24 protein-coding genes are annotated in these 24,042 nt (G+C 69.3%); 15 read left to right on the top strand and 9 right to left on the bottom strand.

The window, feature by feature from the left end; all coding sequences use genetic code 11:
- The coding region (locus tag Q1K70_RS07205) for an RsmB/NOP family class I SAM-dependent RNA methyltransferase (protein WP_300157351.1) at nt 1–1,058 on the bottom strand (1,058 nt) is incomplete at its 3' end.
- A 117-nt stretch (nt 1,059–1,175) separates the two neighbouring features.
- Between Q1K70_RS07205 and Q1K70_RS07200 the strand changes: the two genes are divergently transcribed.
- Nucleotides 1,176–1,826, top strand: a complete 651-nt coding sequence (locus tag Q1K70_RS07200; RefSeq protein WP_300157349.1) for a DedA family protein — start codon at nt 1,176–1,178, stop codon at nt 1,824–1,826.
- Nucleotides 1,827–1,899: 73 nt separating this feature from the next.
- Here Q1K70_RS07200 and Q1K70_RS07195 read toward each other — a convergent pair whose 3' ends face one another.
- The 3 genes from Q1K70_RS07195 to Q1K70_RS07185 all read right to left on the bottom strand — a co-directional run bounded on the left by Q1K70_RS07195 (nt 1,900) and on the right by Q1K70_RS07185 (nt 3,100).
- Nucleotides 1,900–2,232 carry a type II toxin-antitoxin system PemK/MazF family toxin gene (locus tag Q1K70_RS07195; RefSeq protein ID WP_300157347.1) on the bottom strand — a complete coding sequence of 111 codons (333 nt, stop codon included), beginning with the start codon at nt 2,230–2,232 and terminating at the stop codon, nt 1,900–1,902.
- A complete protein-coding gene (locus Q1K70_RS07190) occupies nt 2,232–2,489 on the bottom strand; it encodes an antitoxin (RefSeq protein WP_300157345.1) in 258 nt (85 codons plus the stop codon). The genes Q1K70_RS07195 and Q1K70_RS07190 overlap by 1 nt, the downstream gene beginning before the upstream one ends.
- A gap of 206 nt (nt 2,490–2,695) precedes the next feature.
- Nucleotides 2,696–3,100 carry a lysozyme inhibitor LprI family protein gene (locus tag Q1K70_RS07185; RefSeq protein ID WP_300157343.1) on the bottom strand — a complete coding sequence of 135 codons (405 nt, stop codon included), beginning with the start codon at nt 3,098–3,100 and terminating at the stop codon, nt 2,696–2,698.
- A gap of 169 nt (nt 3,101–3,269) precedes the next feature.
- Between Q1K70_RS07185 and Q1K70_RS07180 the strand changes: the two genes are divergently transcribed.
- Nucleotides 3,270–3,716 carry a hypothetical protein gene (locus Q1K70_RS07180; RefSeq protein WP_300157341.1) on the top strand — a complete coding sequence of 149 codons (447 nt, stop codon included), beginning with the start codon at nt 3,270–3,272 and terminating at the stop codon, nt 3,714–3,716.
- A gap of 83 nt (nt 3,717–3,799) precedes the next feature.
- On the opposite strand, the gene Q1K70_RS07175 is transcribed toward Q1K70_RS07180, so the two are convergent.
- The 4 genes from Q1K70_RS07175 to Q1K70_RS07160 all read right to left on the bottom strand — a co-directional run bounded on the left by Q1K70_RS07175 (nt 3,800) and on the right by Q1K70_RS07160 (nt 9,059).
- Complete coding sequence (locus Q1K70_RS07175) at nt 3,800–4,597, bottom strand: lytic transglycosylase domain-containing protein (protein WP_300157339.1); 798 nt, start codon at nt 4,595–4,597, stop codon at nt 3,800–3,802.
- A gap of 63 nt (nt 4,598–4,660) precedes the next feature.
- A complete protein-coding gene (locus Q1K70_RS07170) occupies nt 4,661–6,304 on the bottom strand; it encodes an FmdE family protein (RefSeq protein WP_300157337.1) in 1,644 nt (547 codons plus the stop codon).
- A gap of 48 nt (nt 6,305–6,352) precedes the next feature.
- On the bottom strand, nt 6,353–6,832 hold the full coding sequence (locus Q1K70_RS07165; RefSeq protein WP_300157335.1) for a MarR family transcriptional regulator: 480 nt from the start codon (nt 6,830–6,832) through the stop codon (nt 6,353–6,355).
- A 139-nt stretch (nt 6,833–6,971) separates the two neighbouring features.
- Nucleotides 6,972–9,059, bottom strand: a complete 2,088-nt coding sequence (locus Q1K70_RS07160) for a molybdopterin-dependent oxidoreductase (RefSeq protein WP_300157333.1) — start codon at nt 9,057–9,059, stop codon at nt 6,972–6,974.
- A gap of 260 nt (nt 9,060–9,319) precedes the next feature.
- Between Q1K70_RS07160 and Q1K70_RS07155 the strand changes: the two genes are divergently transcribed.
- Nucleotides 9,320–9,913, top strand: coding sequence for a 4Fe-4S binding protein (locus tag Q1K70_RS07155; RefSeq protein ID WP_300157331.1), 594 nt, complete (start codon nt 9,320–9,322; stop codon nt 9,911–9,913).
- Entirely contained in the window at nt 9,910–10,416 is a 507-nt protein-coding gene (locus Q1K70_RS07150; protein WP_300157329.1) for a 4Fe-4S dicluster domain-containing protein, read from the top strand. The genes Q1K70_RS07155 and Q1K70_RS07150 overlap by 4 nt, the downstream gene beginning before the upstream one ends.
- Before the next feature lie 146 nt (nt 10,417–10,562).
- On the opposite strand, the gene Q1K70_RS07145 is transcribed toward Q1K70_RS07150, so the two are convergent.
- Nucleotides 10,563–11,135: a hypothetical protein gene (locus Q1K70_RS07145; protein WP_300157327.1), complete on the bottom strand. Its 573-nt coding sequence runs from the start codon at nt 11,133–11,135 to the stop codon at nt 10,563–10,565.
- Nucleotides 11,136–11,796: 661 nt separating this feature from the next.
- Here Q1K70_RS07145 and Q1K70_RS07140 point away from each other — a divergent pair.
- The 11 genes from Q1K70_RS07140 to Q1K70_RS07090 all read left to right on the top strand — a co-directional run bounded on the left by Q1K70_RS07140 (nt 11,797) and on the right by Q1K70_RS07090 (nt 24,039).
- Nucleotides 11,797–12,948: a sulfite exporter TauE/SafE family protein gene (locus Q1K70_RS07140; RefSeq protein ID WP_300157325.1), complete on the top strand. Its 1,152-nt coding sequence runs from the start codon at nt 11,797–11,799 to the stop codon at nt 12,946–12,948.
- A gap of 221 nt (nt 12,949–13,169) precedes the next feature.
- Nucleotides 13,170–13,733: a hypothetical protein gene (locus tag Q1K70_RS07135; protein ID WP_300157323.1), complete on the top strand. Its 564-nt coding sequence runs from the start codon at nt 13,170–13,172 to the stop codon at nt 13,731–13,733.
- Between the two features lie 67 nt (nt 13,734–13,800).
- A complete protein-coding gene (locus Q1K70_RS07130; protein WP_300157321.1) occupies nt 13,801–14,736 on the top strand; it encodes a phosphate/phosphite/phosphonate ABC transporter substrate-binding protein in 936 nt (311 codons plus the stop codon).
- A complete protein-coding gene (locus Q1K70_RS07125) occupies nt 14,733–16,790 on the top strand; it encodes an ATP-binding protein (RefSeq protein ID WP_300157319.1) in 2,058 nt (685 codons plus the stop codon). The genes Q1K70_RS07130 and Q1K70_RS07125 overlap by 4 nt, the downstream gene beginning before the upstream one ends.
- Nucleotides 16,791–16,794: 4 nt before the next feature.
- On the top strand, nt 16,795–17,166 hold the full coding sequence (locus tag Q1K70_RS07120) for a response regulator (RefSeq protein WP_300157317.1): 372 nt from the start codon (nt 16,795–16,797) through the stop codon (nt 17,164–17,166).
- A gap of 13 nt (nt 17,167–17,179) precedes the next feature.
- Nucleotides 17,180–19,639 (top strand): PEP/pyruvate-binding domain-containing protein, encoded by a 2,460-nt coding sequence (locus tag Q1K70_RS07115; RefSeq protein WP_300157315.1) that lies wholly within the window; start codon nt 17,180–17,182, stop codon nt 19,637–19,639.
- Between the two features lie 6 nt (nt 19,640–19,645).
- A complete protein-coding gene (locus Q1K70_RS07110; protein WP_300157312.1) occupies nt 19,646–20,713 on the top strand; it encodes a dual specificity protein phosphatase in 1,068 nt (355 codons plus the stop codon).
- 161 nt (nt 20,714–20,874) lie between these two features.
- Complete coding sequence (locus Q1K70_RS07105) at nt 20,875–21,246, top strand: hypothetical protein (protein ID WP_300157310.1); 372 nt, start codon at nt 20,875–20,877, stop codon at nt 21,244–21,246.
- Nucleotides 21,247–21,365: 119 nt separating this feature from the next.
- A complete protein-coding gene (locus Q1K70_RS07100) occupies nt 21,366–21,686 on the top strand; it encodes a DsrE family protein (protein WP_300157308.1) in 321 nt (106 codons plus the stop codon).
- Nucleotides 21,687–21,748: 62 nt separating this feature from the next.
- Nucleotides 21,749–22,897, top strand: coding sequence for an MltA domain-containing protein (locus Q1K70_RS07095; protein WP_300157306.1), 1,149 nt, complete (start codon nt 21,749–21,751; stop codon nt 22,895–22,897).
- A 23-nt stretch (nt 22,898–22,920) separates the two neighbouring features.
- Nucleotides 22,921–24,039, top strand: coding sequence for a fused response regulator/phosphatase (locus Q1K70_RS07090; protein WP_300157304.1), 1,119 nt, complete (start codon nt 22,921–22,923; stop codon nt 24,037–24,039).
- Nucleotides 24,040–24,042: the final 3 nt, after the last annotated feature.

Genomic DNA, 24,042 nt, shown 5'->3' with positions numbered 1-24,042 from the left:
TGGAAGCGCAGCCCCTCGGGCAGGCCTGCGGCCTGTTCGTGGCTGAAGAAGACCTTCTCCCCGAACACCCGGGCCTCGCCCGGCGGCAACCCGGCCGGGCCGCAGCGGGGGGCGGCGCGCGCCCGCCCGGGCCGGGGCGCGCGGGGAAAGTCCGGGCGAGGCGCGGGCGGCGCGCCGCCGCCGGCCTTCTCGAAAAGGGCCATGTAGAAGCCCTGGGCGGCCGAAGCCTTGCCGTCCACGCGCAGCACGCCCGAGACGTCCGCCCGGGCCGGGGCCTCGAACACGAACCCGGCCGGCGGGGCCAGGGGCACGGCGGCAAGGGGCAGATGGTCCAGGGCGAAGCGTGTCTGGTCCTCGTTTTCGGCCACGTTGGTGGTGCAGGTGGAGAAAAGGAGCCGCCCGCCCGGGGCGAGCAGCCGCGCCGCCGTGGCCAGGAGCTTGCGCTGCAGCGCGACAAGCGGCGCGACCTTCTCCCCGGACCAGATGCGCGCGGCCTGGGGGTTCTTGTCCAGGGTGCCCCAGCCGCTGCACGGCGGGTCGAGGAGGATGTGGCTGAAAAAGCCGTCCGGGAAAAACGGATCCAGGTCGGTCTGGGCGCAGGTGGCGGCGTTGACCAGGCTTTCCCGGAAAAGCGTCTGGCGCAGGGTGGCCAGCCTGTCCGGCGAGGGCTCGTTGCCGAGCACGAAGCCGGCCGGGCCCACGAGCTGGGCCAGAAAGCCCGTCTTGCCGCCGGGCGCGGCGCACATGTCCAGCACCCGCGCCCCGGCCGGCGGATCGAGCAGCAGCGGCGGCAGCATGGAGGAGCGGTCCTGGATGTGGATGTAGCCGAACCGGGCGGCCAGGGAGGAACCCAGCGGCATGGGCTCCACGGTAACCCGGCGGCACCAGGGGGAAAAAGGCTCCGGACAGAAGGCGTGGCCCGTGGCGGCGAGCAGCGCCTCCACGCGCGGCCGGTCCTTTGGGGCGCAGACGAGGCGGAAGGAGCGTCCGCCCGTCACGACAGGCGCGGCAGGCGTAGCGGGCGCGGCGGGGTCGCCGGCGTCGGGTGAAAGCGGCATGGGGCAAGCCTACAGCGGCAAGGCGACGTTGAAAAGCCCCGCCGGCCGCCTCGCCCCTTGCAAAAGTCCCGGCCGCCGCCTATGCAAGGTCCGCTGAACACGCCCAAAGGAGCCCGCATGGATTTTCTCGCGCACCTGATCGACATCGTGCTGCACGTGGACAAATACCTCAATGCCATCGCCGCCGATTACGGCGCATGGACCTACTTCATATTGTTCATGATCATCTTCTGCGAGACGGGACTGGTGGTCACGCCGTTTCTGCCCGGCGACTCGCTGCTCTTCGCCACGGGCGCGCTGTGCGGCGGCGGCGTGCTCGACCCCAACCTCATCTTCATCCTGCTGGTGGCCGCGGCGTTTATCGGCGACAACCTCAACTACTGGATCGGCCGGCGGATCGGGCCGGCGGTCTTCGAGCGCGAGAAGACGCGCTTCTTCAAGAAGGAATACCTGCTTCGCGCCCACGCCTTCTACGAGCGCCACGGCGGCAAGACCGTGATCATCGCCCGGTTCGTGCCCATCGTGCGCACGTTTTCGCCCTTCGTGGCCGGCATCGCCCGCATGACCTACGCCAAGTTCCTGGCCTACAGCGTCACCGGCGCGGTGGTCTGGGTGGGCATCTTCGTCTACGCCGGCTACTTCTTCGGCAACATGCCGTTTATCAAGCGCAATTTCAGCGTGGTCATCGTGGCCATCATCATCATCTCGGTCCTGCCCGGGGTGATCGAATACCTGCGCCACCGCCGGGCCGAAGCCAAGGCCCAGTAGCCCGCCGCGCGGCGAGCGGGAATGCGGTCCACGACCGTGGGACCGCGCGACCCGGACATGCCGATGCCGGGAGTTATGCGAAAAGCACGGCCAACCGAGCCAGAACGTCATCCATGACGGCCGGCGGCACGGACTCGAGCCTGCGGGCGCTACGCGAGGCCAGGTCGAGGGCGCGCGGCTGGTCGCAACGCACGACGCCCACGGTCTTCGTGCCCGCCCCCTCGAGGGACACGGCAAAGCCGGCCGTGCGGGCGAAATTGCCGCCCGTGGTGATCGGCAGCACGATGGGGGTCCGGGTGAGGCGGTTGAACGCCGTCGGAGAAACCACCAGCACGGGCCGCGTTCCCTGCTGCTCGTGGCCCGAGGTCGGATCGAGAGATACCAGATAGATATCGCCCCGCTCCATCACAGCAACTCGTCGCCGACGGGCTTGTCGTCCAGCCAGCCGCGATCCTCCCGGCTGATCGCGGCCGAGGCGTCGCACTTCGCGAGCAGTTCGTCCAGGGTATAGCGCGGACGCCGCACCGGCGCGACCACAAGCCGCCCGCCGTCGACGGCCAGATCGACGCTGGCCCCGGCCTCCAGCCGCAGCAGATCGAGAATCGCCGGCGGCACGGCCAGCATGATCGAACCGCCCACTTTCCGCAGATTGGTCGTATACATGGCCCGCCTCCAAATTATATAAAAATATAATTCTTTCCAGCCGGCCTGGCAAGCCCCGGCTGCCCGTATTTTTTCACCCGCCAGCCGATTGTCCAGAGACCGGCCGGATGCCCCGCGAGTCCGGGCCAGGCTGCCGGCCGCGTTCCGGCCATCCGGCGATCAAACGCTTCCCCACGCCCCGGACGAGAATCGTGGACATCCGCGGTTCAACGCACCGGATAGCTGCCCAGGCAGGCGTCGCCCTCGGGGACGCCGTCGCGCCAGGGCCTCAGTTGCGCCGCGCGCGCCTCGGTCAGGGAAGCCAGAGCGTTGCACCAGCACAGGTTGAAGATGGTGCCGTACTCGGATTTGTCCTCGGCCGGATAGCGCGCGGCCATCTCGGCGTCGCGAAAGGCCAGCCAGGCCCGCTGGGCGGCCTTGAGCTTGTCGATGAAGCGCTTGTCGCCGGCATTTTTCTTGAGGATCGCGCCATACACGGCGTTGAGCTCGGCGTCGGCCTTCTTGGCCGCGCCGCAGGCCGCGGCATTGAGTTCGGCCTGGGACTGGGCCAGGGCCGGCCCGGCCGAAACGAACAGGAACGCCGCCAATAGGACGGACGACGGCACGCGCATGGGACCTCCTCGGGAAGGACGACGGGGTTGGCGAAATTCCGTTGACTTGCCGGCCGCGCCTGGGACAATTTTCCTATGGGAACGGAGTTCCCGGCCCCCGGAAACTCCGCTCCCGCATCCCCGCGACGCAGGGTCTCGGGGCGACGTCCTCTTCAGGCCGGGAGCAGCCATGGCCAAGCCGCCGCCGCGTCTTCCCCTTCCCCGCCGGATCCGGGTCTTCCTGGTCCTGGCCGCCGGCGCGGGCTACCCGCCGGCGTTCCTTTTCGCCTATTTCCTCGACTTGGCCGTGCCCTACGGCACCGTCCCCATGGAGACCAACGTCACCATGCCGGTCTTTCCGGTCCTGGCGGCCATCCTGGCCCTGCTGCTCTGGGCGCGCTACCGGCTGTGGCGGCGTCTGCGCCGCAGGTTTCGCGGCGACGACGGGGAAGACGCCTGGGACCGTTTCCGCCTGGCCCACAAGCCGGCCCTCTTGTGCCTGCCGGTGACGCTGCCCCTGTGTTTCGCGCCCATGGAAGGCAACGCCTTCGGGTTCGTCGTCTTCCCGCTTTTGTGCCTCATGACCGCCGCCATCGGCGTCTGGATCCAATTCCGGCTGTGGCGCAGGACGGACTAGCCTGGCGCCCGCGAAACGCGCGCGCCGGCGCATTCCTTGGGCAACAGCCCGCAGCCGTCCTATTATTCAAAAACGCTGCCTCGTTATTGGGACGTCGCGCGCGTCGGCCCGGCTTTTTTTCCCTTGGCCTTGGCCGCGGCGATGTTCTTGCTCGCGCCAAGGCCCGGGTGGCTTTCCTTGAGCATGGCGTAGCGGGCCAGGATGCGCGAGACGTAGTTGCGCGTCTCGGGGATGTCGGGGATGCCGCCGTAGCGGGCCACGGTCTCGGGGCCCGCGTTGTAGGCGGCCAGGGCGAGCGACAGGTTGCCGAAACGGCCGAGGAGCGATTGGAGAAACTTGGCCCCGGTGGCCACGTTGCGTTCGGGGTCGAAGGGGTTGGCCACGCCGTAGGTGGCCTGCGTCGCGGGCATGAGCTGCATGAGTCCGGCCGCGCCCTTGGGCGAGACGGCCTGGGCCTGGAAGCGCGATTCCTGCTCGATGACGGCGTAGAGCAGCTCCGGCTCCAGGCCGCAGGCCCGGCTCTTGTCGCGCACGAGGTCCACCAGCGGACCCGACTCGATCACTTCCGGATAGCCGCCCGGGCCGAGCGGCGCCGTGCCCATGCGCACGTAGGACCGGGTGGCCTCGAGGATCCAGCCGTCCTTGCGGTCCTGCGACACCGCGCCCAAGTCGTGGATGCGCTTTTTGATCGCCGCGAACCCCATCCTGGGGTCCTTGGGGCCTTCGAAAATCAGGACGTACTTGTCGGACAGGGGCTCTTCGCTCAGGTGCACGAGGCCGTAGTCGTCCTCGTAGCCGTAAAGCGTATACGCCCGGGCCGCCAGCGGGAAAAGGGAAACGGCCCCGCCAAGGAGCAGGGCCGTCGTCAGTCGACAGAGCATCTTGCCTCCAGCCAAGTTGGCTATCCTCCCATAGGACGGCCGGGGCGGTCGGTCAAGGGGCCGTCATTTGCCGAAGGGGCATTTGGGATAGGTGCAGGCCCGGCAGGACAGGCACATGGAACCCTCGGCCAGCCCGGCCACCTCCCGGCGCGTGAGGGGAACGCCGGCCAGCACCCGGGGCAGGAGCAGGTCGAAGCTCGTGGTGCGGTGAAACAGCGCGCAGGCCGGCACGCCGATGACGTCCACGTCGCCGATGTGGCCCACGATGGCCATGGCTCCGGGCAGGATGGGCATGCCGTGCACGGCGTCGGCCAGGCCGGCGTCGTCGAGCCCGGCCCGGGTCACGTCGTCGGGGTCCACGGACAGCCCGGCCGTGGTCACGATGAGGTCCACGCCGGCAGCCAGGAGCCTGCGCACGCCCTCGGCCACGGCGGCCCGGTCGTCCGGGACGGTGACCGCGGCCACCACCGAGCCGCCGAGCGCCTCGACCTTGCCGCGCACCACGGGCTCGAACTTGTCCTCGATAAGCCCCGAATGGATCTCCGTGCCCGTGACCAGCACGCCCGTCCTGGGTTTGCGCATGGGCCGCACCACGAAAAGCGGGCCCTCGGCCAGGACGTGCATGGCCGCCTCGAAGACCCGGCGCGGCAGGTAGAGCGGAATGGCCCGGCAGCCGGCCACGGGCTTGCCGGCCTCGACCACGAGGTGGTTCTGGCGGCAGGCGCACATGACGCCCTCGACCATGTTGAAGGTCGTGAGCCGCTCCTTGTCCACGGTGAAAAATCCGTTGGCGGCGGCGAGAAGTTCCACCTTGCCCTCGCGGGGCGGGCCGGAAGTGACGAGCCCGGGCCCGCGCATGGCCTCGGCAAAGGCCAGGGCGGCCTCGTTTTCGTGGACGAACGAATCGTCGGGTTCGGACAGATCCTCCACGTAGACGCTGTTTTTTCCCATGGTCTGGAGCCGGCAGACGTCGCCGGCGGTGATGTCCGCGCCGGCGGCCACGGCCACGCCCTTGGACACGCCGGGCACGATGCGGGTCATGTCGTGCAGGGCCCGGCGGCCGGCCGCCTCGCCCACGGGCATGGCCCGAAGCCTGGGCGAATCGCCCTCGCGCCGGTAGGGGGCCTCGCCGGCGCAGCCCCGGCAGATGGCCCCGTCGGCCTTGGGATAGCCTTCGCCGCACACCGGGCACACGCCGATGGCCCCCATGTGGGGCTTGGCCACGAAATCCGGGCGCAGCCTGACCCTGGCCACCCGGCAAAGGGTCCGGCCGCCGGCCTTGATCTCGGCGAACAGCCGCGCCCGGTCCTGTTCCTTCTTGGGCTTGGTCTTGAGGTACCAGGCGTGGATCTCCGGCCAGGCCCGCAAATGCTCGGGATCGAGCCAGACGCGCCAGCCCTCGCCGGTGTGCTTGTCGTAGAGCGAAAGGGCGTAGCGGCCGAGGTTGAGCACCCGCATCCAGCCGTTGCCGTAGCTTGGCGGGGTGAGGATCTGCACCGCGTCGGGCAGGCACTTCTTGGTTTCCACCACGGCGTCGAACAGCGTGCCCTCGGGCAGAAAGGCCCGGGCCGCGTCCACCATGAAGCCGCCGATGATCAGCCCCGGTGCGGGATTGCCGTGGAAGGCCGCGGCGACGTCCAGAAACTCCTCGAAGGAATACGGACCGATGGCGCTGTCTGCCGCCACCAGTTCAGTCACATTTGACATACCAACCCCTGGATCGCGCCCACGGCTTCGGGGCGCGGACGTGCGATACTACGAAACGTTGGCGTAGACGCGGTTGAGCAGGCTTTTGAGGGTCTCGACTTCCTGCCGGGAAAGGCCCTGGCAGGCGCGCTCGAAACAGACGACGCCGAGGCCCAGGAGCTTGTCCTTGAGCGCCCGGCCGGCGTCGGTGAGCACGATGTGGTGGCTGCGGCGGTCCTTGGGATCGGGCACCCGGGCCACGAGGTCCTTGTCTTCGAGGATCTTGAGAAGCCGGGTGACGTTGGGCTTGTCCTTGTCGGCCCGGCGGGCCAGCTCCACGGGCGTTTGCCCGTCGGCCTCCCACAGGAGGTTCAGGATGCCCCACTGGTCCACGGTGATGTCCTCGCCGGCCTCCTGGAGGATGACGTTGCCGAGCAGACGGAGCTTCAGCGCCGTGCGCGTCAGCAGAAAGCCCAGCGATTGGCGCAGGGGAAAGGGACGCAGGTCCTCGGAGGTGGGCAGGTTGTCGTCCATGAGGATTATGTTCATAACAACCATAGAGCAATGGGTCAACGGCGTTTTGGAATTTCCGTGACCCTGCTGACACGATCCGTAACCCGGCGAATCAAGAAGCGAAACGCCCGCGAGGCCCTGTCCCGCGGGCGTTTGTCCCCCTGCCCCGGCCCGGTCAGGCCGGGGCCACGGTCACGAAGTGCTCCTGCATGCACACGCCGCCGCCGCCCTTGTCCCAACTGGCGATGCCGCCGGGCATGAGTTCGTTGTCGGCCACGCCCCGGCCCCGGGCCCGGCTCTCCACGGGCAGCGTGTGGCCGAAGCCGTGGACCATGAAGACCGTCTCGGGATGGATGCCCTCGGTGACCTTCGCTTTGATCCGGCCGGAGAAGGAGCCGTTTCGCACCTCCACCAGGGCTCCGTCGGCGATGCCTCGTTTGCCCGCCTCGGCGGCGTTGATCCACAGCTCATTCTCCGGCATCTGGGCGAAGAGCAGGGGATTGTTGACCGTATGGCCCTGGGTGTGCAGTCCCACCCGGCCGAAGCTCACCCGGAAGGCCCCCTCGGGCGGCGCGGCGGGCGGGACGTAGGGCGCAAGCGAGGCCAGGCCGTCGGCCTCGAGCTTGGGGCTCACGATCTCGATCCTGCCCGAGGCCGTCTTGAAGGTCTTTTCGTCCACGGGCCGGTAGAGCGGCCCGCCAAGGCCGACCATGCCCTTGGCCTCGAAGTCGGCCATGGAAAGGCCGGTGTCCGCAAGCTGGTAGGCCCAGATGTCCTCGATGCCGGCGAAATCCAGCTCCTTGATGCCCATGGCCCGGGCCAGGTCGCGGTAGATCTCCCAGTCGGCCCGGGTGTCGAAGCGTGGCGTAAGCGCCCGGCGGCGCACGAAAAACGACGGCGACACGCCCTTCTTGCAGGCGATCATGGACTCGCGCTCCAGGTACGGCGACATGGGCAGGATCACGTCGGAAAACCAGGCCGTGTCCGACCAGGAGAAGGTGACGGACACGAGCAGCTCCAGGTTCTTCCAGCGCCGCTTGAGGTCGGCCGTGTCCGGAAAGGCCATGAGCGGATCGTGGCGGTGGGCGATGTAGGCCCGGATGGGGTACGGCTCTCCCGTCTCGATGGCCTCGTAGGCCAGGTTGACCAGGCCCGGGCCGGCCTCGAAGTGGGTGCGGCCCTCCATCCAGCCCACGCCGTCCGCGCGCTTGTCCCCGGGCTTGGGAAAGAGGTCCACGAGGTTCTTGAGCCCCTTTTTGCCCACGTGCCCCGGGCCGTTGACCAGGGGCAGCCCCCCCTTGGCCCCGATGGACCCGAGCAGGGCGTTTATCATGTAGGCCGAGCGGCAGACGTTGAAGGAATCGCCGTAGCGGGCGGTCATCCAGCCGGGGTGCCAGATGACGGCCGGCGCGGCGGCGGCGAGGGCATCGGCCAGGGCGGCGATGCGCGAGGCGGGAACGCCCGTCTCCCGGGCGGCGAAATGCGCGTCGTAGGGCGCGACGAAGGCCTTGAGCGCCTCCAGGTCCTTGATCCAGGCCGTGGCGAAGTCCTTGTCGTAGAGGTCGCGGGAGAGCAGTTCGTGGAGGACGGCCAGATTCAGGGCGTAGTCCGTGCCCGGGCGCACCATGAGGAAGGTGTCGGCCTTGGCCGCCGTCACCGTGGTCCGCACGTCGATGCAGGTGATCTTGCACCCGGCTTCCTTGGCATCGAGGAGGTCGTTGACCTCCTTGACGTTTATGGCCTCGAAGATGTTGCGCGTCTGGAGCACCACGTGCCGGCTGTTCTTGTAGTCGTAGGCCACGTCCTTGCGGCCGAAGCCGAACAGCGACAGGGCGGCGTGCTGGACGTTGCGGGCGCAGGCGGAATCGTGGTTGCAGTAGTTTGGGCTGCCCAGGGCCTTCAAAAAGGCCCGGTGCATGTCGCGAAACGGGCCGCCCCGGTCGGAGAGCAGGATGGAGCGGCCGCCGTGGGTCTCCCTGATGCGGGCAAGCTCCCCGGCGACATGGGCCAGGGCCTCGTCCCAGGAGGCCTTGCGCCATTTGCCCTCGCCGCGCTCGCCGGCCCGGATCATGGGGAACTGGGGCCGCTCGTCGTCCGCGACGAGCGCCGCGCCGGCCGCGCCCCTGGCGCACAGCGCCCCCTTGATGCCCGAAGCGTGGGGGTTGCCCTGCAGATGCACGACCCTGTTGCCGGAGACCGTGGCCATCATGGGGCAGCGTACCGTGCACATGCCGCAGACGCTGTAGACTTGCTTGTGTTTCATGACTCGCTCCCATCGAGGCGGCGTTGCGTTTGCCGAGGCGTTTCGATCGTCTCACGCATTAGCAAGGATTCGTGACCGAGTGCAAGGGAAAAGCGTCGTGAAATGAGGAACGTGCAAACTACACAATCACGATATATTTTTCGGATGTTTGTGAAGGCGGGAACTTTCGACCCGTTCGTTGACACAACGCGGAAAAAGACGTCTAAGCTGGCTTGCGGCCTTCCGTGCCCGGACGGCCAAACGTCGAAGGAGGGAACACCGTGACCGTGACCAGTCTCCTGGCCGAGGCCGCCACGGGCCTCAAAAGCCTGCTCGTCGGGCTCGGCGTCACCGGCAAGGCCCTGACAAGGCCCGCCGTCACGGTGCTCTACCCGATGGGCGAGGTGGACAACCTCGACACCTACCGGGGCCATGTGGAGCTCGTGGGCAAGGAGGACGACCCGTCCGTGCCGCGCTGCATCGCCTGCGGGGCCTGCGTGCGGGCCTGCCCGTCGTCGTGCCTGTCCGTCGGCTGCCTGGTCGGCGCGGGCGGCGGCGGCCCCGCCGGCCGCGAGGCCGAGGAGCTGGCCGGGGAGCTCATCCCCCGCTCCGAGGCCATGGCCCCGGCCCCGCAAAAAGGCTGCAAGACGCCCGGGGCGTTCGTCCTCGACTATTCCCTGTGCAGCCTGTGCGGCCAGTGCGCCAGGGCCTGCCCCGTGGATTCGCTGCGGTTTTCACGCCACGTCTATTACGTCGGAAGCTCCCGGGCGGATTTCCGCCTGGACCTTCTGGCCCGCCTCCGCGAGCAGGCGTGGCAAGCGCCCGCCGCCGTCAACGCCCCCGTCGTCGACACCGACGCCAAGGAGCCCGCATGAGCAAGTACATGATTCAGCTGGACAAGAAGCGCTGCATTTCCTGCCACGCCTGCGAGGTGCACTGCCAGGTCAAAAACGCCGTGCCGCCTTCGGCCAAGCCGGGCAAGCTCGTCACGGTCGGTCCGGACATGGTCAAGGCCAAGCCTCGGCTGCTCAACCTCTACATGTCCTGCTTCCACTGCGAGCGCCCCTGGTGCGTGCCGGCCTGCCCCACCGGGGCCATGACCCGGCGCGAGGAGGACGGCGTGGTCTACGTGCGGGAGGAGCTGTGCGTGGGCTGCAAGGCCTGCATCCAGGCCTGCCCCTGGCGCATCCCGCAATGGAACGAGGCCACGGGCAAGGTGGTCAAGTGCGACTACTGCCGCGACCGCATCGACGCAGGCCTCGACCCGGCCTGCGTCACGGGCTGCACCGCCCACGCCCTGCGCTTCCTGCGGCCCGGCAAGCAGAACGTGGACGAACGCGACGCCTACGGCAAACGCCTGCTGTTGCGACAGATGTAGGATGAGGGGGAGAAGGGAAGCAAAGAAGAGAGAAAAGATGCCTCCGGCGGCCGGGGGGGATGATCCCCCCCGGTCCCCCCCGATAGGGGAGAAGTGGAGAGAGGGAAGCCCTGTGGTCCGTGCGGCGGATCGCAGGGCTTTTCGCGTCAGGAGGGTTTGGCGGCGGCTTCGGGCGCGGGGGCGGGCGGCTCGGGGACGTCGACCGGGTCGGCCGGCGTCGCGTCCGCCGCCCCGTCGGCGGCGGGCTCCGGGGCCGCTTCGGGCGCTTGCGGCGGCATGTCCCCGGCCAGGGGCGCGGTCTGGGGATTGGCGGCCAGGATCCTGGCCGCGCGGACCAGCACCGCGTCCACGAACTCGCCCTTGTCCGGATAGTGCATGGCCGCCAGGAACTCGCGCACCGCCTCCAGGCTGGGGCAGGCGTGGACGTACTCGTGGCGGTCGGCGATGTCCTCGCTCTCGGGATAGGACACGGCGTAATAAATCACGAAACGCCCGGCGGCCGAGAGCAGCACGCCGAGCAGCTCCACCCGGCCGGCCGCCGGGGGCATAAGCCCGTCGGGCAGGACGTCGCGGCGGTAGTGGGCGAGCAGGCGGCCGGAGAGGGACACGGCCGCGCCGTTGCGGCTCAGGCGGTACTTGCGCGGCTTGCCGTAGAGCTTGTCGCTGAAGTCTTTCTGGGTTTTGGCGCGAAAAAAGGGGAGCATCGGCAGGGTCTCCACGGGACGGGCTGCCCGGACCGGGTCCGGGGCGGGCGTGGTATAACGCGCAACCTCCCGGCGGTCAAAGGGAAATCCCGCCCGGGCTGCTCCTTGTGCCCGGCGACCGGCCCGAAACCGCCTTCCTGTCGCCCCCGGAACATTTCAATTTATCAAGGTGGTTCGCCGGGGCTTGCCATCCGCTTCCCCTTGTGACAAAGGAAAGCCGTCCGGCCGCAGGGCCGGCAACGAGGGCTTCGCCGGGGACGGCGAGGCCCTTCTTTATGGCCTGAGATTGTGAAAAAAATCACAATACCAAGCCCCCTTTCCCGGCCCTTTCTCCTTCCTCGCCCCGTCGTATTGCGAAAAACAGAACGATTGCAAGGTTTCCTTGACAATCGCAAGCCGGAATGCTCTATGCTGGCGCAAAGCTGTCGTCACGCCGTCACGGACGGAAGACGCATGGTGATGCACTGGCGCGGACAGGGCTCGCGGAGGGGAAAAACGCGGCAAGGCCCTGCACGGATGCGATGTAGCGATCCGATTCCCGCGCCGATGCGAGGTGTTGCGGCGGCAGGCATGATGTCGCCCCGCTACTGGCCCGGGGATGCGCGCCCGGGAAACGCACGCCCGGTCGCGTCCCATCGCGCAATGGACGATTTCGCCGCCAAAAAAGGAGACCACCGTGAAGAACTGGAAACTGACCCTGCCCGTGGGCCTCGCCGCCCTCGCGGTGCTGGCCCTGTGGATCGAACCGGCCCTGGCCGACAAGCTTTCCGACGCCATCGCCAAGGCCCCGGCCGGGGCCGGCCCCGGCCAGATCGATCCGGCCGCGGCCAAGGGCTTCCTCGGCATCCCCGGCGCGCCCGAAGTGAGCCTGGGCCTGGCCTTCGGCTGGGCCGTGTGGGTGGGCTGGATATTCTCCACGGTGGGCGCCTTCGGCGGCGTCATGGCCGGCGTGGGCCACATCTCGGTCTACGGCTACGGCGCCTACGCCAAGACCTTCAAGCAGACCGCGCCCGAGCTCAACAAGCTCGTCACCGACTCCATCCGCACCTCCAACCAGTGGCTGGTCGGCCTTTCGGCGCTGATCTCCTCCTTCAACTACTGGAAGATGGGCCGCCTGGTGCTGCCCTTGGCCGCCGCCCTTGGCCTCGGGTCCATCGTCGGCAGCTGGCTGTCCGTGACGCTCACCGCCGGCAAGGTGTCCTTCTCCTCCTACCAGGGCTACTTCGGCCTGTTCGTGCTGCTGCTCGGCTGCTACCTCTTCTGGGAAACCACCCCGGCCGGCCAGGCGAGCAAGAAGAAGGCCAAGGCCGCGGCCAAGGCTTTCGAAGACACCGTCAAGCGCCAGAAAAGCGGCGAGCAGATCGACACCAAGGCCCTGGGCGTCAAGGTGACCTCCCTGAGCCTCACCCGCATCACCTTCACCTTCTACGGCGTGGACTTCGGCTTCAATCCGCTGATCCCCTTCCTCGGCGGCATCGTCATCTCCGCCCTGGCCGCGTTCCTGGGCGTCGGCGGCGGCTTCCTGCTCGTGCCCTTCCTGACCAGCGTGGCCCAGCTGCCCATGTACCTGGCCGCCGGCACCTCGGCCCTGGCCGTGCTCGTCAGCATGATCACCTCCATCGCCACCTTCATGTCCGGCGGCGTGCCCCTGCACTGGCACATGATCGGCATCGAGCTGGTCGGCGTCGTGGTCGGCTCCATCATCGGCCCGCGCACCTCCAAGTACATCCCGGACATCTGGCTCAAGCGCCTGTTCATCGTCCTGGCCCTGTACGTCGGCATCGACTACGTGCTGCGCGGCTTCTTCAACCTCAAGATGTTCGGTTAACCATCGGACGCCTCTCCCATACGGCGGCCCCGGGCCTCGCGCCCGGGGCCTTTTTTGCGGCCGCCGGCCGGCTTCGCTTTCCGGGCGGGCTGGTGTATCGTGCCGCGTCCGCGAAAAACGCGCCGGGACTTTCCGCCGGCGACGGGCTGAAGCGGCTCAAGAACTCCCCCGCGCCCGGCGGCCGCGACAGGCCGTCCTACCCTTAAGCAACGAGGCCTCGCGTGCTGGAACTCCTCGACGGTCTGCTCATCGCCCCCTTCCGCCTGCCCGGCTCGGCCGCGGCCGGCTTCTACCTGGGCACGCTCTGCCTGGCCGTGGGCTCCCTGCTGCTTGGCCGGCTCACCTACGACGCCGTCTGGCTTTTCAATCGCGGCCACTACGCCCGCGAGGAAAAGGAGATGGCCCGCATGCACAACCTGTCCGTGGCCGCCATCGAGGCCGGGGACAAGACCGCCTACAAGGCCGCCAACAAGGAGGCCAACGAGGCCTTCGGCAAGTCCTTCTTCGCCGGGGCCGCCCTTTTCTCCGTGTCCGTGTGGCCCGTGCCCTTCGCCCTGGCCTGGCTGTCGGGCCGCTTCGAGGGCGTGGACGTGCCCTTTCTCCCGGGCCATCCCCTGCGCTACAACGCCGTGTTCCTGGGCCTTTACATCCTGGTCCGCCTGGCCATGTGGCCCCTTTGGCAAAAGCTGCCCCTGTTCGGCCGCGTGGAGAAGGCCCGGCGGGAATCGGCCGGGCGGCGGGCCAAGCTGCGTTCCTGGACCGATCTGGCCAGGCCCCGGGACTGAGCGCCGGCCCATCTTTCCAGCCGCCGCGAAACGGCGTATCCTGTCTCGATCATCGGGAGGAGGAACCATGCGCCGACGCGACGTCCTGCGGGCATGCCTGGCCCTGCCCGCGCTGCTGGCCGGCTGCGGCGACGACGAGGACGCCGTGCGCGTGGACCTGTCGCGCCGCGAAGAGCCGACCCTGCGCCTGCCGCCCCGCGCCGTGACCTACGCCTACCTGCCCCAGTACGCCCACACCGTCTCCTACGAGCGCCACCGCCTGCTGCTGGACTACCTCGGCCGGGCCACCGGCCTCACCCTGCGCCAGATCTTCCCCGACACCTTCGAGGAGCACGTGCGCATGGTGGAGCGCGGCGAGATCGACCTCTCCTACTCCAACCCCTTCGCCTACATCCGCATGGCCCGCTCCGGGGCCCGGGCCTTCGCGCGGATCATCGAGCCCTCGGGCAAGCCGGATTTCCGCAGCCAGATCATCTGCCGCCGCGACAACCAGGTCCTCAAGACGATAGAGGACTGCCGGGGCAAGCGCTGGATGGCCGTGGACCCGTCCTCGGCCGGCGGCTACCTCTACGCCCTGGGCGAATTCCTCGACCACGGCCTGCGCCGCCGGGACTTCGCCGAGATCACCTTCGCCCCCGGCCCTGGCGGCAAGCAGGAGAAGGTGGTGCTGGCCGTCTTTGCCGGCACCTGCGACGTGGGCTCCATCCGCGACGGCTCCCTGGACATCCTGCGCGGCAAGATCGACATCGGCCAGATCCGCGTCCTGGCCGAGAGCAAGGCCTATCCCGGCTGGGTCTACGCCGCCCGGGCCGGGCTTTCCCCGGACATCGTCGAACGGGTCTCCCGGGCCATGTTCGCCCTGTCCATGGAGCGCCCCGACGACGCCGTCATCCTCCAGACCGCCGGCATGCGCGGCATCATCGCCGCTACCGACGCCGACTACGCCCCGGTGCGCGAACTGGCCGAAAAGCTCGACATCGACGCCGCGGAGGACGAGGAATGATCCGGCTGCCGCGGCTGTCGCGCCTGAGCTTTCGCACCAAGATCAACTGCGGCATCGTGCTCATCGTGGGACTCATCAGCATTCCCCTGGCCTACCTCACCTGGCGGGCGGCGGCCGAGTCGCTCCAGTCCGAGACGCGAAAGCGGGGACTGGTCCTTTCCGAGAACCTGGCCATGCGCGTCTCCGACGCCATGCTGTCCATGGACCTGCTGCGGCTCAAAAACATGGTCGACGAGCTCAAGAAGGTGGACGACATCGTCTACGCCTTCATCCTCGACCGCGACGGCAACGTGCTCGTCCATACCTTCAAGGGCGGCTTCCCCGTGGAGCTGCGCGAGGTCAACGCCCCGGCCGGCGGCGCGCCCCACATCCGGCTCCTGGACGCCGGCCGGGAGATGATCGACGACTTCGCCGCGCCCGTGGTCATCGTGGGCACGCCCTTCGGCACGGCCCGCATCGGGCTTTCGCGCACCAAGGCCGAGGCCGCCGCCGACAGCCTGGCGCTCATGATCGTCTTTTATTCCGCCGCGGCCATGGTGGCCGCCCTGGCCCCGTCCACGCTGTTCGCCCGGCGCGTCACCGAGCGCATCAATCGGCTTCGCGCCCACGCCGAGGAGGTGGTCAAGGGCAACCTGGACCAGCGGGCCGGGCCGCGCGCGCGCTGCGCCTGCTCCTCGGTCCTGGCCTGCGACCGGACCGCCTGCCCGGCCCACGGCGACCGCGACCGGCGCTGCTGGCTCACCGCCGCCCCGGGCCAGCGCGGCGGCGGCCCGGAGTCCTGCGAGGGCTGCCCGGTCTTCGCCGAACAGAAAGGCGACGAGATCCAGGACTTGGCCGAGACCTTCGACGTCATGGCCGTGTCGCTTAAGACCCACCTGGACGAGCTGCGCCGGGCCGAGCGCGTGCTGTCGCGCCAGGAGCGCCAGCTGCGCACCATCCTCGACGCCAACCCCGACCTTGTCTGCCTGCTCGACGAACGCCTCGTCTACCTGGCCGTCAACCGGGCCTTCGCCGCCTTCGTCGGGGCCGAAGCCCGGGACATCGTGGGCGCGCCCGACCGCGACGTCTTTCCCCTGGACGAGGGCGAGGACATGCACGCGGAAAACGCCCTGGTCCTCGAAACCTCCCGCCCCAGCGACCGCGAGGTGTCCGTGCGCCGCGACGGGGCCACCACGTGGCTGCACGTGGTGCGCGTGCCCATCGTCGACGGCCGGGGCCGCACCATCGGCATCCTGCGCACGGCCCGGGACGTGACCCAGCTCAAGCAGTTCCAGGAGCAGCTCATCCAGTCCCAGAAGATGGAGTCGCTCGGCAAGCTCGCCGGCGGCGTGGCCCACGAGATCAACACGCCGCTGGGCGTCATCCTCGGCTACGCCCAGCTCCTCCAGGACGACGTGCCCCCGGACGGCCAGATGCGCCTCGATTTGCAAACCATCGAGAAACAGGCCAAGGTCTGCCGGAAAATCGTGGCCGACCTGCTCGGGTTCTCCCGCCAGGCCGAGAGCGCCAAGATCGAAATGTGCTTCAACAACTCCCTGATGGAGGCCGTCACCCTGGTGCGCCACGCCTTTTCCCTGGAACGGACCGAGATCGCCACGGACCTCGACGAGCGCATGCCCATCATCTACGGCGACCCGGAGAAGCTCAAGCAGGTCTGGATCAACCTGCTCTCCAACGCCCGCGACGCCATGGGCCCCTGCGGCGGGACGCTGCTCGTGCGCTCGCGCCTTTTCGCCGCCGAGCAGAAGGTCACGGCCTGGTTCGCCGACACCGGCCCGGGCATCGCCCAGGAGAACCGCTCCCGCATCTTCGACCCCTTCTTCACCACCAAGCCCGTGGGTCAGGGCACCGGGCTCGGGCTTTCCGTCTCCTTCGGCATCATCAAGGACCACGGCGGCGCGATCACCGTGGAAAGCCCCGTGCCGGCCGGTTTTTTCGACGACCTGAGCCTGGGCGACGCCCCCGGCCCGGGAGTCGTCTTCGTCGTGGACCTGCCGCTCGATCACGAAGAAACCCTCGGCGCGTGCCTGCCCGCCGAGTCCCCGGAGGGTTGATCCCATGGCCGACATCATCGTTCTCGACGACGTCATCGACGCCGGCGTGGTCATCAAGCGCATCCTCGAACGCAAGGGCCACGCTGTCGGCGTCTTCACCGAAGAGGAGGAGGCCCTGGCCCACGTGGCGAAAAAAAAGCCCGACCTGGCCATCCTCGACATGAAGCTCAAGAAGATGAGCGGCGTGGAGGTGCTCGAGGAGATAAAGAAACGCTCCCCCGAAACCCGGGTCATCATGCTCACGGGCTATCCCACCCTGGAGACGGCCCGGGAGTCCGTGCGCCTGGGGGCCTGCGAATACTGCGTCAAGCCCATCGACAAGGAAGAGCTCGAACGCAAGGTGGAAGAGGCCCTGGCCTCCTCCCAGAGCGGCTGAGCGGAGCGGAGCCGTGTTTTCCAAGGAACTCTTCCGCCGCTGGACCTATCAGGTCTTCGCCCCGGGCGTGCTCTTGCGGGAGAAGTACAACGCCTTCCGCGAACTGTTGCGCTTCGACGACCTGTGCCTGGAGCTCATCGCCGCGGTCGAGGACGTGCATTACGGGGCGGTGGCCGCCGACTGGGCCCGGGTGGCGCACCTGACCAGGCGGCTTCGCCTGTCCGTCTCGGAGATGGTCGAGCGCCTGTCGCGCCTGTCGCCGAGCAAGCACCTGGATCTGGCCGAGTACGCCAAGAAGGTGGATTTCTACGTCCAGATGGCCCTGGACGTGCCGGTCGGGGACATGGGCGCGCCGTTTATCCGCTCCCTGGCCGCGCTCGGCGGCGACGCGGCCGCCGGCGGCGGCAAGGCCGCCAACCTGTCCCGGGCGGCCGCCGCCGGCGTGCCCGTGCCCCCGGGCTTCGTGGTCACGACCAGCGCCTTCCGCTACTTCCTGGAAGCCTGCGAGCTGCGCCCCAAGATCAACCGCCAGCTGCGCCGGGTGGACCTGTCCCGGCCGGCCGAGGTGGCCGAGGCGGCCGGGGCCATCCGGGAGCTCGTGCTGGCGGCGAGCCTGCCCGAGGAGATCGCCGTCCCCTTAAGCGAGGCGGCCTGGGCCCTGGCCGCCGTGCCCGGCGGCGCGCCCGCCCGCCTGGCCGCGCGCAGTTCGGCCGTGGCCGAGGACGGCCGGGCCTCCTTCGCCGGCCAGTACGAAAGCCTCCTCGACGTCGCGCCGGACGACGCCGTCAAGGCCTACCAGCGCGTCGTGGCCGGCAAGTACGCGGCCAAGGCCATCACCTACCGGACCCTCACCGGCTACGCCGACGAGGAGACGCCCATGGCCGTGCTCTACCTGCCCATGGTGCCGGCCGCCGCCTCGGGCGTGCTCTACACCCGCGACAGCGGCGACCCGGAAGCGCCCATGGCCGTCTACGCCGTGCCCGGCCTCGGCGGCGGCCTGGTCGAGGGTGCGGCCAGCCCCGAGCGGCTGGTCCTTTCCCACGATCCGCCGCATTTCCTCCTCGATCGGATGCATCTCGACGGGCCGGTGCTGCCCGACGCCGCCGCCGCCAAGCTGGCCGGCCAGGGGCTCGTGCTGGAAAAGGCCTTCGGCGCGCCCCAGGACGTGGAATGGGTGCTCACCCCGGGGCGGGAGCTGTTCGTGGTCCAGTCCCGGCCCATGGCCGTGGAGGCGTCGCCCGAGGCGGCCGAGGCTCCGCCCCCGGCCCGGCCGGCCGGCCGGGCGCTGCTCGCCGGCGGCCAGCGGGCCTCGGGCGGCGCGGCCGCCGGCACGGTGCTCTTCGCCGCCACGGTCCTCGACGTGGACGCCATCGCCCCGGGCACGGTGCTCGTCACCCCCACCCTGCCGACGGCCCTGGCCCGGGCCGTGGACCGCCTGGCCGCCGTGGTGGCGGTCGCCGGCAGCCGGGCCGGGCATTTCGCCTCCGTGGCCCGGGAATTCGGCCTGCCCGTCGTCACCGGCGCGGCCGACGCCTTCGAGGTCCTCACCGAAGGCACGGTCGTCACCGTGGACGCCGACGCCGGCACGGTCCATGCCGGACGGGTCGCGGGCCTGCTGGCCCGGCCGCGCCAGGCCCGGAGGGACGCAGGCTCGCCCGTGGCCGCCCGCCTGGCCAGGCTGGTGCCGCTTCTGGCCTCGCTGACCCTGACCGACCCGTCCTCGCCGGATTTCGCCCCGGCCAAGGTCAAGTCGCTCCACGACGTGGTGCGCTTCGCCCACGAAAAGGCCGTGACCGAGATGTTCTCCCTGGTCGGCGACGACGCCCGGGGCATGGCCTCGGCCCGCAAGGTCAAAAGCGCCCTGCCCATGTCCATGTACATCCTGGACCTGGGCGGCGGGGTGTTCGAATCGGCCGCCGCCGACAAGGAGGTGCGCCCGGACCAGATCAAGAGCGCCCCCATGTGGGCGCTGTGGGCCGGGCTCGGGGCCGACGACGCGCCCTGGCCCGACGGGCCGCCCATCGCCGACGACGCGGCGCTCGACCGCACGAGCGCCGGGATCTTCCTCGGCGAGGATCGCCACCTGGCCAGCTACGCCGTCATCTCCGACGTCTACGCCCACGTCATGCTGCGCTTCGGCTACCACTTCACCGTGGTGGACGCCCTGTGCGGCCCCAAGGAGAACCAGAACTTCGTCCATTTCCGCTTCAAGGGCGGCGGGGCCGACCTGGCCCGCCGGACGCTGCGGCTCTCCTGCGTGCGCCGGGTGCTGGCCCATTTCGGCTTCGAGGTCCGGGTTTCGGGCGACCTCCTGGACGCTTCGCTCGCGCGCATTCCCGAGCACGTGGTCCAAAAACGCCTGGCCATGCTCGGCTGCCTGCTGGCGGCCACGCGCCTGCTCGACATCCGTCTGGCCGGCGAGGACGAGGCCGACGGCTGGGTGCGGGACTTCGTGGCCCGCACCGACCGCTGAGAAGCCATGCCGCCCAAGTCCACGGACCACGCCTATCCGATCACCTGGGTCACGGACCATCTGGCCGTGGGCGGCGCGCCCATGTCCCACGAGCAGCTCGATTCGCTGAAGGAACAGGGCATAACGGCCATCCTCAACCTGTGCGCCGAATTCTGCGACCTCCACGACATCGAGGCCGCCGCCGGCTTCGAGGTGCGCTACCTGCCCGTGGAAGACGAGCAGGCCCCGGACCTCGCCGCCCTGGAAGCCGCCCTGGCCTGGCTGGACGAGGCCGTCTACCTCGGCAAGAAGGTGCTCATCCACTGCCGCCACGGCATCGGCCGCACGGGCACCGTGCTCAACGCCTACCTGCTGCGCCGGGGCCTCGGCCACAAGCTGGCCGCCCGGGTGCTGAGGCCCCTGCGTTCCAAGCCGACCAACTTCGACCAGTGGTGGACCATCCGCCGCTACGGCAAGGCGGCGGGCAAGCTCACCATCCGCGAACCGCGCCTGGAGTGCGGCCACCTGGTGGACCTGCGGCCGTTTCTGGCCGACTACGCCGGCCTCGTGGCCGCCGCCCGGCTGGCGGCCAAGGGGCTGCCGCGCTGCGGCCGCGACCACGACCGTTGCTGCCGCCGGCCCCTTTCCCTGTCCCTGATCGAGGCCGTGCACCTGGGCAACCGCGTGAACGTGGGACTTTCGAGCGAGACGCGCCTGGCCGTCATCGAGGCGGCGGCCGCGGCCTCGCGCGAGATGGCGGACCTCGCCCGGCGCTACGGGGCGGACAGCGACCACTGCCTGTCGGCCTGGGCCCGGCTGTGCCCCCTGTCCCGGGAAGGGGTCTGCCTCGTCTTCGCCCACCGCCCCGTGGCCTGCCTGCTTTCGGGCCTGGACCCGGCGGTCGAGGCGGACCTGTGGGAGACGACCCTCGAACCGGGGCTGTCCCGCCTGTCCGGGCAGGTCTTCCTGGCCCTGGCCGGCAGCCTCGGCGGCGCGGCCCTGCCGCGCTTCCCCCTGCCCGACGTGGTCTCCGGCCGCTACGTGTCGGCGGTCTTCAAGTTCCTGCTGGCCTTGTCCAACACGGCCGGGCGTTGACCGCGGCCGCGCCGCCGGGCTACAAGCCCCGGACACCTCGTGTCGCGTTCTCGAAAAATGCGCTCTTTTTTCGAGGGCAACACATTTGAATGGTTATCTTTTCCTTAAAAATACTGTCGTATTTTTCAGGGGACGCAACACTAGCGCCAAGGAGGCCGGGCATGGCCGAGGATTTCAGGACGCTGCTCATGGAATCGGACCGTCTGGAAGACGGGGACCGCTGGTTCGGGGACATCCAGATCGGCGGCTGGTTCTATTTCTCGGCCCAGGCCGGGCCGTTCCACGAGAGCCGCCCCCGGACGCTGCAGGGTCCCATGGGCTACGAATCCTTCGAGCTGCGCCTGCAGACCGTCAGCGGCGTCATCAGCTACGGCCGCCACGGGGCCTGGGAGGAGCTTTCCGACAAGCCCTGGGCGTCGCTTTTCGCCAAGGACGGCCCCACGGTCATGCGCGCCCCGGACGTGCCCGTGGCCACCTGCCAGCGCATCTACGAGGACCTGCTGGAGTACGCCAGGACCCATCCGCTGCCGTAAGCCGCGTCTTTCCCGCCACGCCGCGCGCTTTCGATCGACCCGGCGGAGCCTCCTCCGCCGGGTGGCCTCTTGCCTATGCCATAGATTTTTTCTATCGCTTGTCGCAGGAGGCATAGACAATGCAAATACTCATCGTCCTTTCCAGCCGAGACCCGGAAATCAAATGGAACGCCGTGCGCCTGGGCAACTTCCTGCTCAACAAGGGCGAGGAGGTCACCATCTTCCTCAACGGCCCGGCCGTGGACCTGCTCGACGGCGACGGCGAGGCCTTTCCCATCGCGACCGAGGCCAAGCTCTTCGGCCTGAGCGAAGGCAAGCTCGCCGCCTGAGGCAAGTGCCTGGGCATCCACGGCGTGGAAGCCAACGCACCGGCGGCCCTTTCCAACATGCAGTTCCTCTACGACCAGATGCGCCTGGCCGATAAAATCCTGTCCTACTGATCGCCCGGGCCGCGGCGCGGGGCCGCGTTGCCATTGCCGCCGCCCCGCGCTATAGGCTGGAAATGAACGCCTGCCAGCCGGTCCTCGCGCGTCTCGCGGCCCTTTGTCTCTTCTGCCTGCTGCTCGTCCCGTACGGCTGCGCCGAAGTGGCGCAGTCGCCACCGGCCGCGGCCGCGCCCGCCAAGGCCAATCCCGCCCCGGTCGCGCCCGCGTTGCCGACCGCCGCGCCGACCACGCCCTGGGAGACGCGCGTCAGCCCCGCCAGCCAGCAGATTCCGAGCTTCGCCTCCCTGGCCCCGGCCGTGGACCGCTCCATCGCCTACGTGTCCAGAAAGCCGGCCGGAACCCTGGCCGTGGACCGCCCCGGCGCGACCCTGACCTGGGGCCAGCTCCACCAGACGCTCCTCGCCTTCCGCCGCGCCCTGCCCGAGCTCGACCGCGACCCGTCGGCCCTGTCCAAGTACTTCAAGTGGGTTCCCCTCGATTCCGACACGCTGCTCACCGGCTACTACGAGCCCGAGATCGAGGTCTCGCGCACGGCCCGCGGCCCCTACGTCTGGCCCATCTACCGCAACCCCGGCCCCGGGGCCAAAAGGCACAGCCGCGAGGCCATCGACTACCAGGGGGCGCTTCGCGGCAAGGGGCTCGAGATCGGCTACGCCAAGGATCCCATCGCGGTCTTCTTCCTGCACGTCCAGGGTTCGGGCAAGCTGCGCTTCGTGGAGGACGGCTCGACCGAATACGCGCTTTTCGCCGGCAACAACGGCCACCGCTACGTGGGCGTGGGCCGGGTCATGGTCAACCGGGGCTGCTTTCCCGAGGAGGAGATGAGCATGCAGCGCATCCGCCGCTTCCTCGAGGAGAATCCGGCCCAGATACGGGAGTACCTGACCGCCAACCCGAGCTACATCTTTTTCAAGGAGTCGCAGATTCCGCCCGTGGGGGCCATGGGCACGCCGGTCACTCCCCACGCCAGCGTGGCCGTGGACCCGGGGTTCGTGCCCTACGGCACGCTGCTGGCCGTGGACGGCGACCTGCCGGGCTTTCCCGGCCCGGCCCCGGAGCGCTTCACCGGCTTCGTCATGGCCCAGGACACGGGCTGCATGCGCGGCAACCATTTCGACCTCTACCTGGGGCCGGGGGACAAGGCCGCCCACCAGGCCGGACTCATGAAGGGCACGGCCAAGGCGTACATCCTCATGCTCCGCTAGGGCCCGCCGGCCCGAGGCTCTCCATGCCCTGCGTCCTCATCGCCGACGACAACCCCTTTTTCCGCGAGGTGCTCAAGCGCCACGTGGAGGGACTGTTCGGCTGCGAGGTGACCGAGGCCCAGGACGGCGAGGAGGCCGTGGCGCTCGCCCCGGGGCTGCGGCCGGACCTGATCCTGCTCGACCTCATGATGCCCCGCGCCGACGGCATCGAGGCCACCCGCCGCCTGCGGGCCCTGCCGGGGCTGGCCGACGTGCCCATCGTGCTGCTCTCGGCCGAGACCGACCGGGGCAAATGGGCCGAGGCCCTGGCGGCCGGGGCCAACGACTTCGTGTCCAAGCCCTACCACCACCAGGAACTGGCGGCGCGGCTGTCGCTGCACATGAAGCTCTCCCGTCTGGGTCGGGAGCTGCGCGATCAAAACGCCCTGTTCTCCCGGGAACGCTACCTGGCCGGCTGCGTCCAGCGCCAGCTCCTGCCCCGGGACCTGGACTTCGCCGGCTTCGAGGCGGCCGCCGTGTACCAGGCCCAGGAGCAGGTGGGCGGGGATTTCTACGAGGCCTGGGACGACGGGGACGGGGTGTACGCGCTCATGGCCGACATTTCCGGCCACGGGGCCTCGGCGGCCATGCTCATGGCCGTGTGCAAGGGGCTGTTCCTGTCCCTGCGCGCGGCGCGCCTCTCGCCGGCCGGGATCATGGGGCGGCTCAACCGCCTGCTGTGCGAGCTCCTCGACGGCGGCGACCTGGACATGTTCGTGACCATGGTCCTTTGCCGCATGGACAGGGCCGCGCCGGTGCTCGAGGTCGTGTCCGCCGGCCACGTGCCGGCCTTCGTGCTGGGACAGGGAGGGCTCGTGGAGATCGGTTCCACCGGCCCGGCGCTCGGCATCATCCCGGACTTCGAGTGGACGGGGCGGGTGGCGTCCTTGCGCCCCGGGGACACGCTTTTTTTCTACACCGACGGTCTGACCGAACTGCGCTCGCCCGAGGGGGAGTTCTTCGGCGACGACCGGCTGCGCGCCTTGCTGCGGCCCCACCGCCCGCCCCGGGACCTCATCGGCGAGATCATCGAAGAGGCCCTGCCCTTTTGCAAAGGCACGCTCCAGGACGACCTGGCCATGCTCGCCCTGCGCCGGCTGTAAGCG

It is taken from the genome of Solidesulfovibrio sp. (assembly GCF_029978005.1).
Lineage (GTDB): Bacteria > Desulfobacterota > Desulfovibrionia > Desulfovibrionales > Desulfovibrionaceae > Solidesulfovibrio.
The sequence above is the reverse complement of the archived record's forward strand: the minus strand, read 5'-3'. Positions and strand labels throughout refer to the sequence as shown.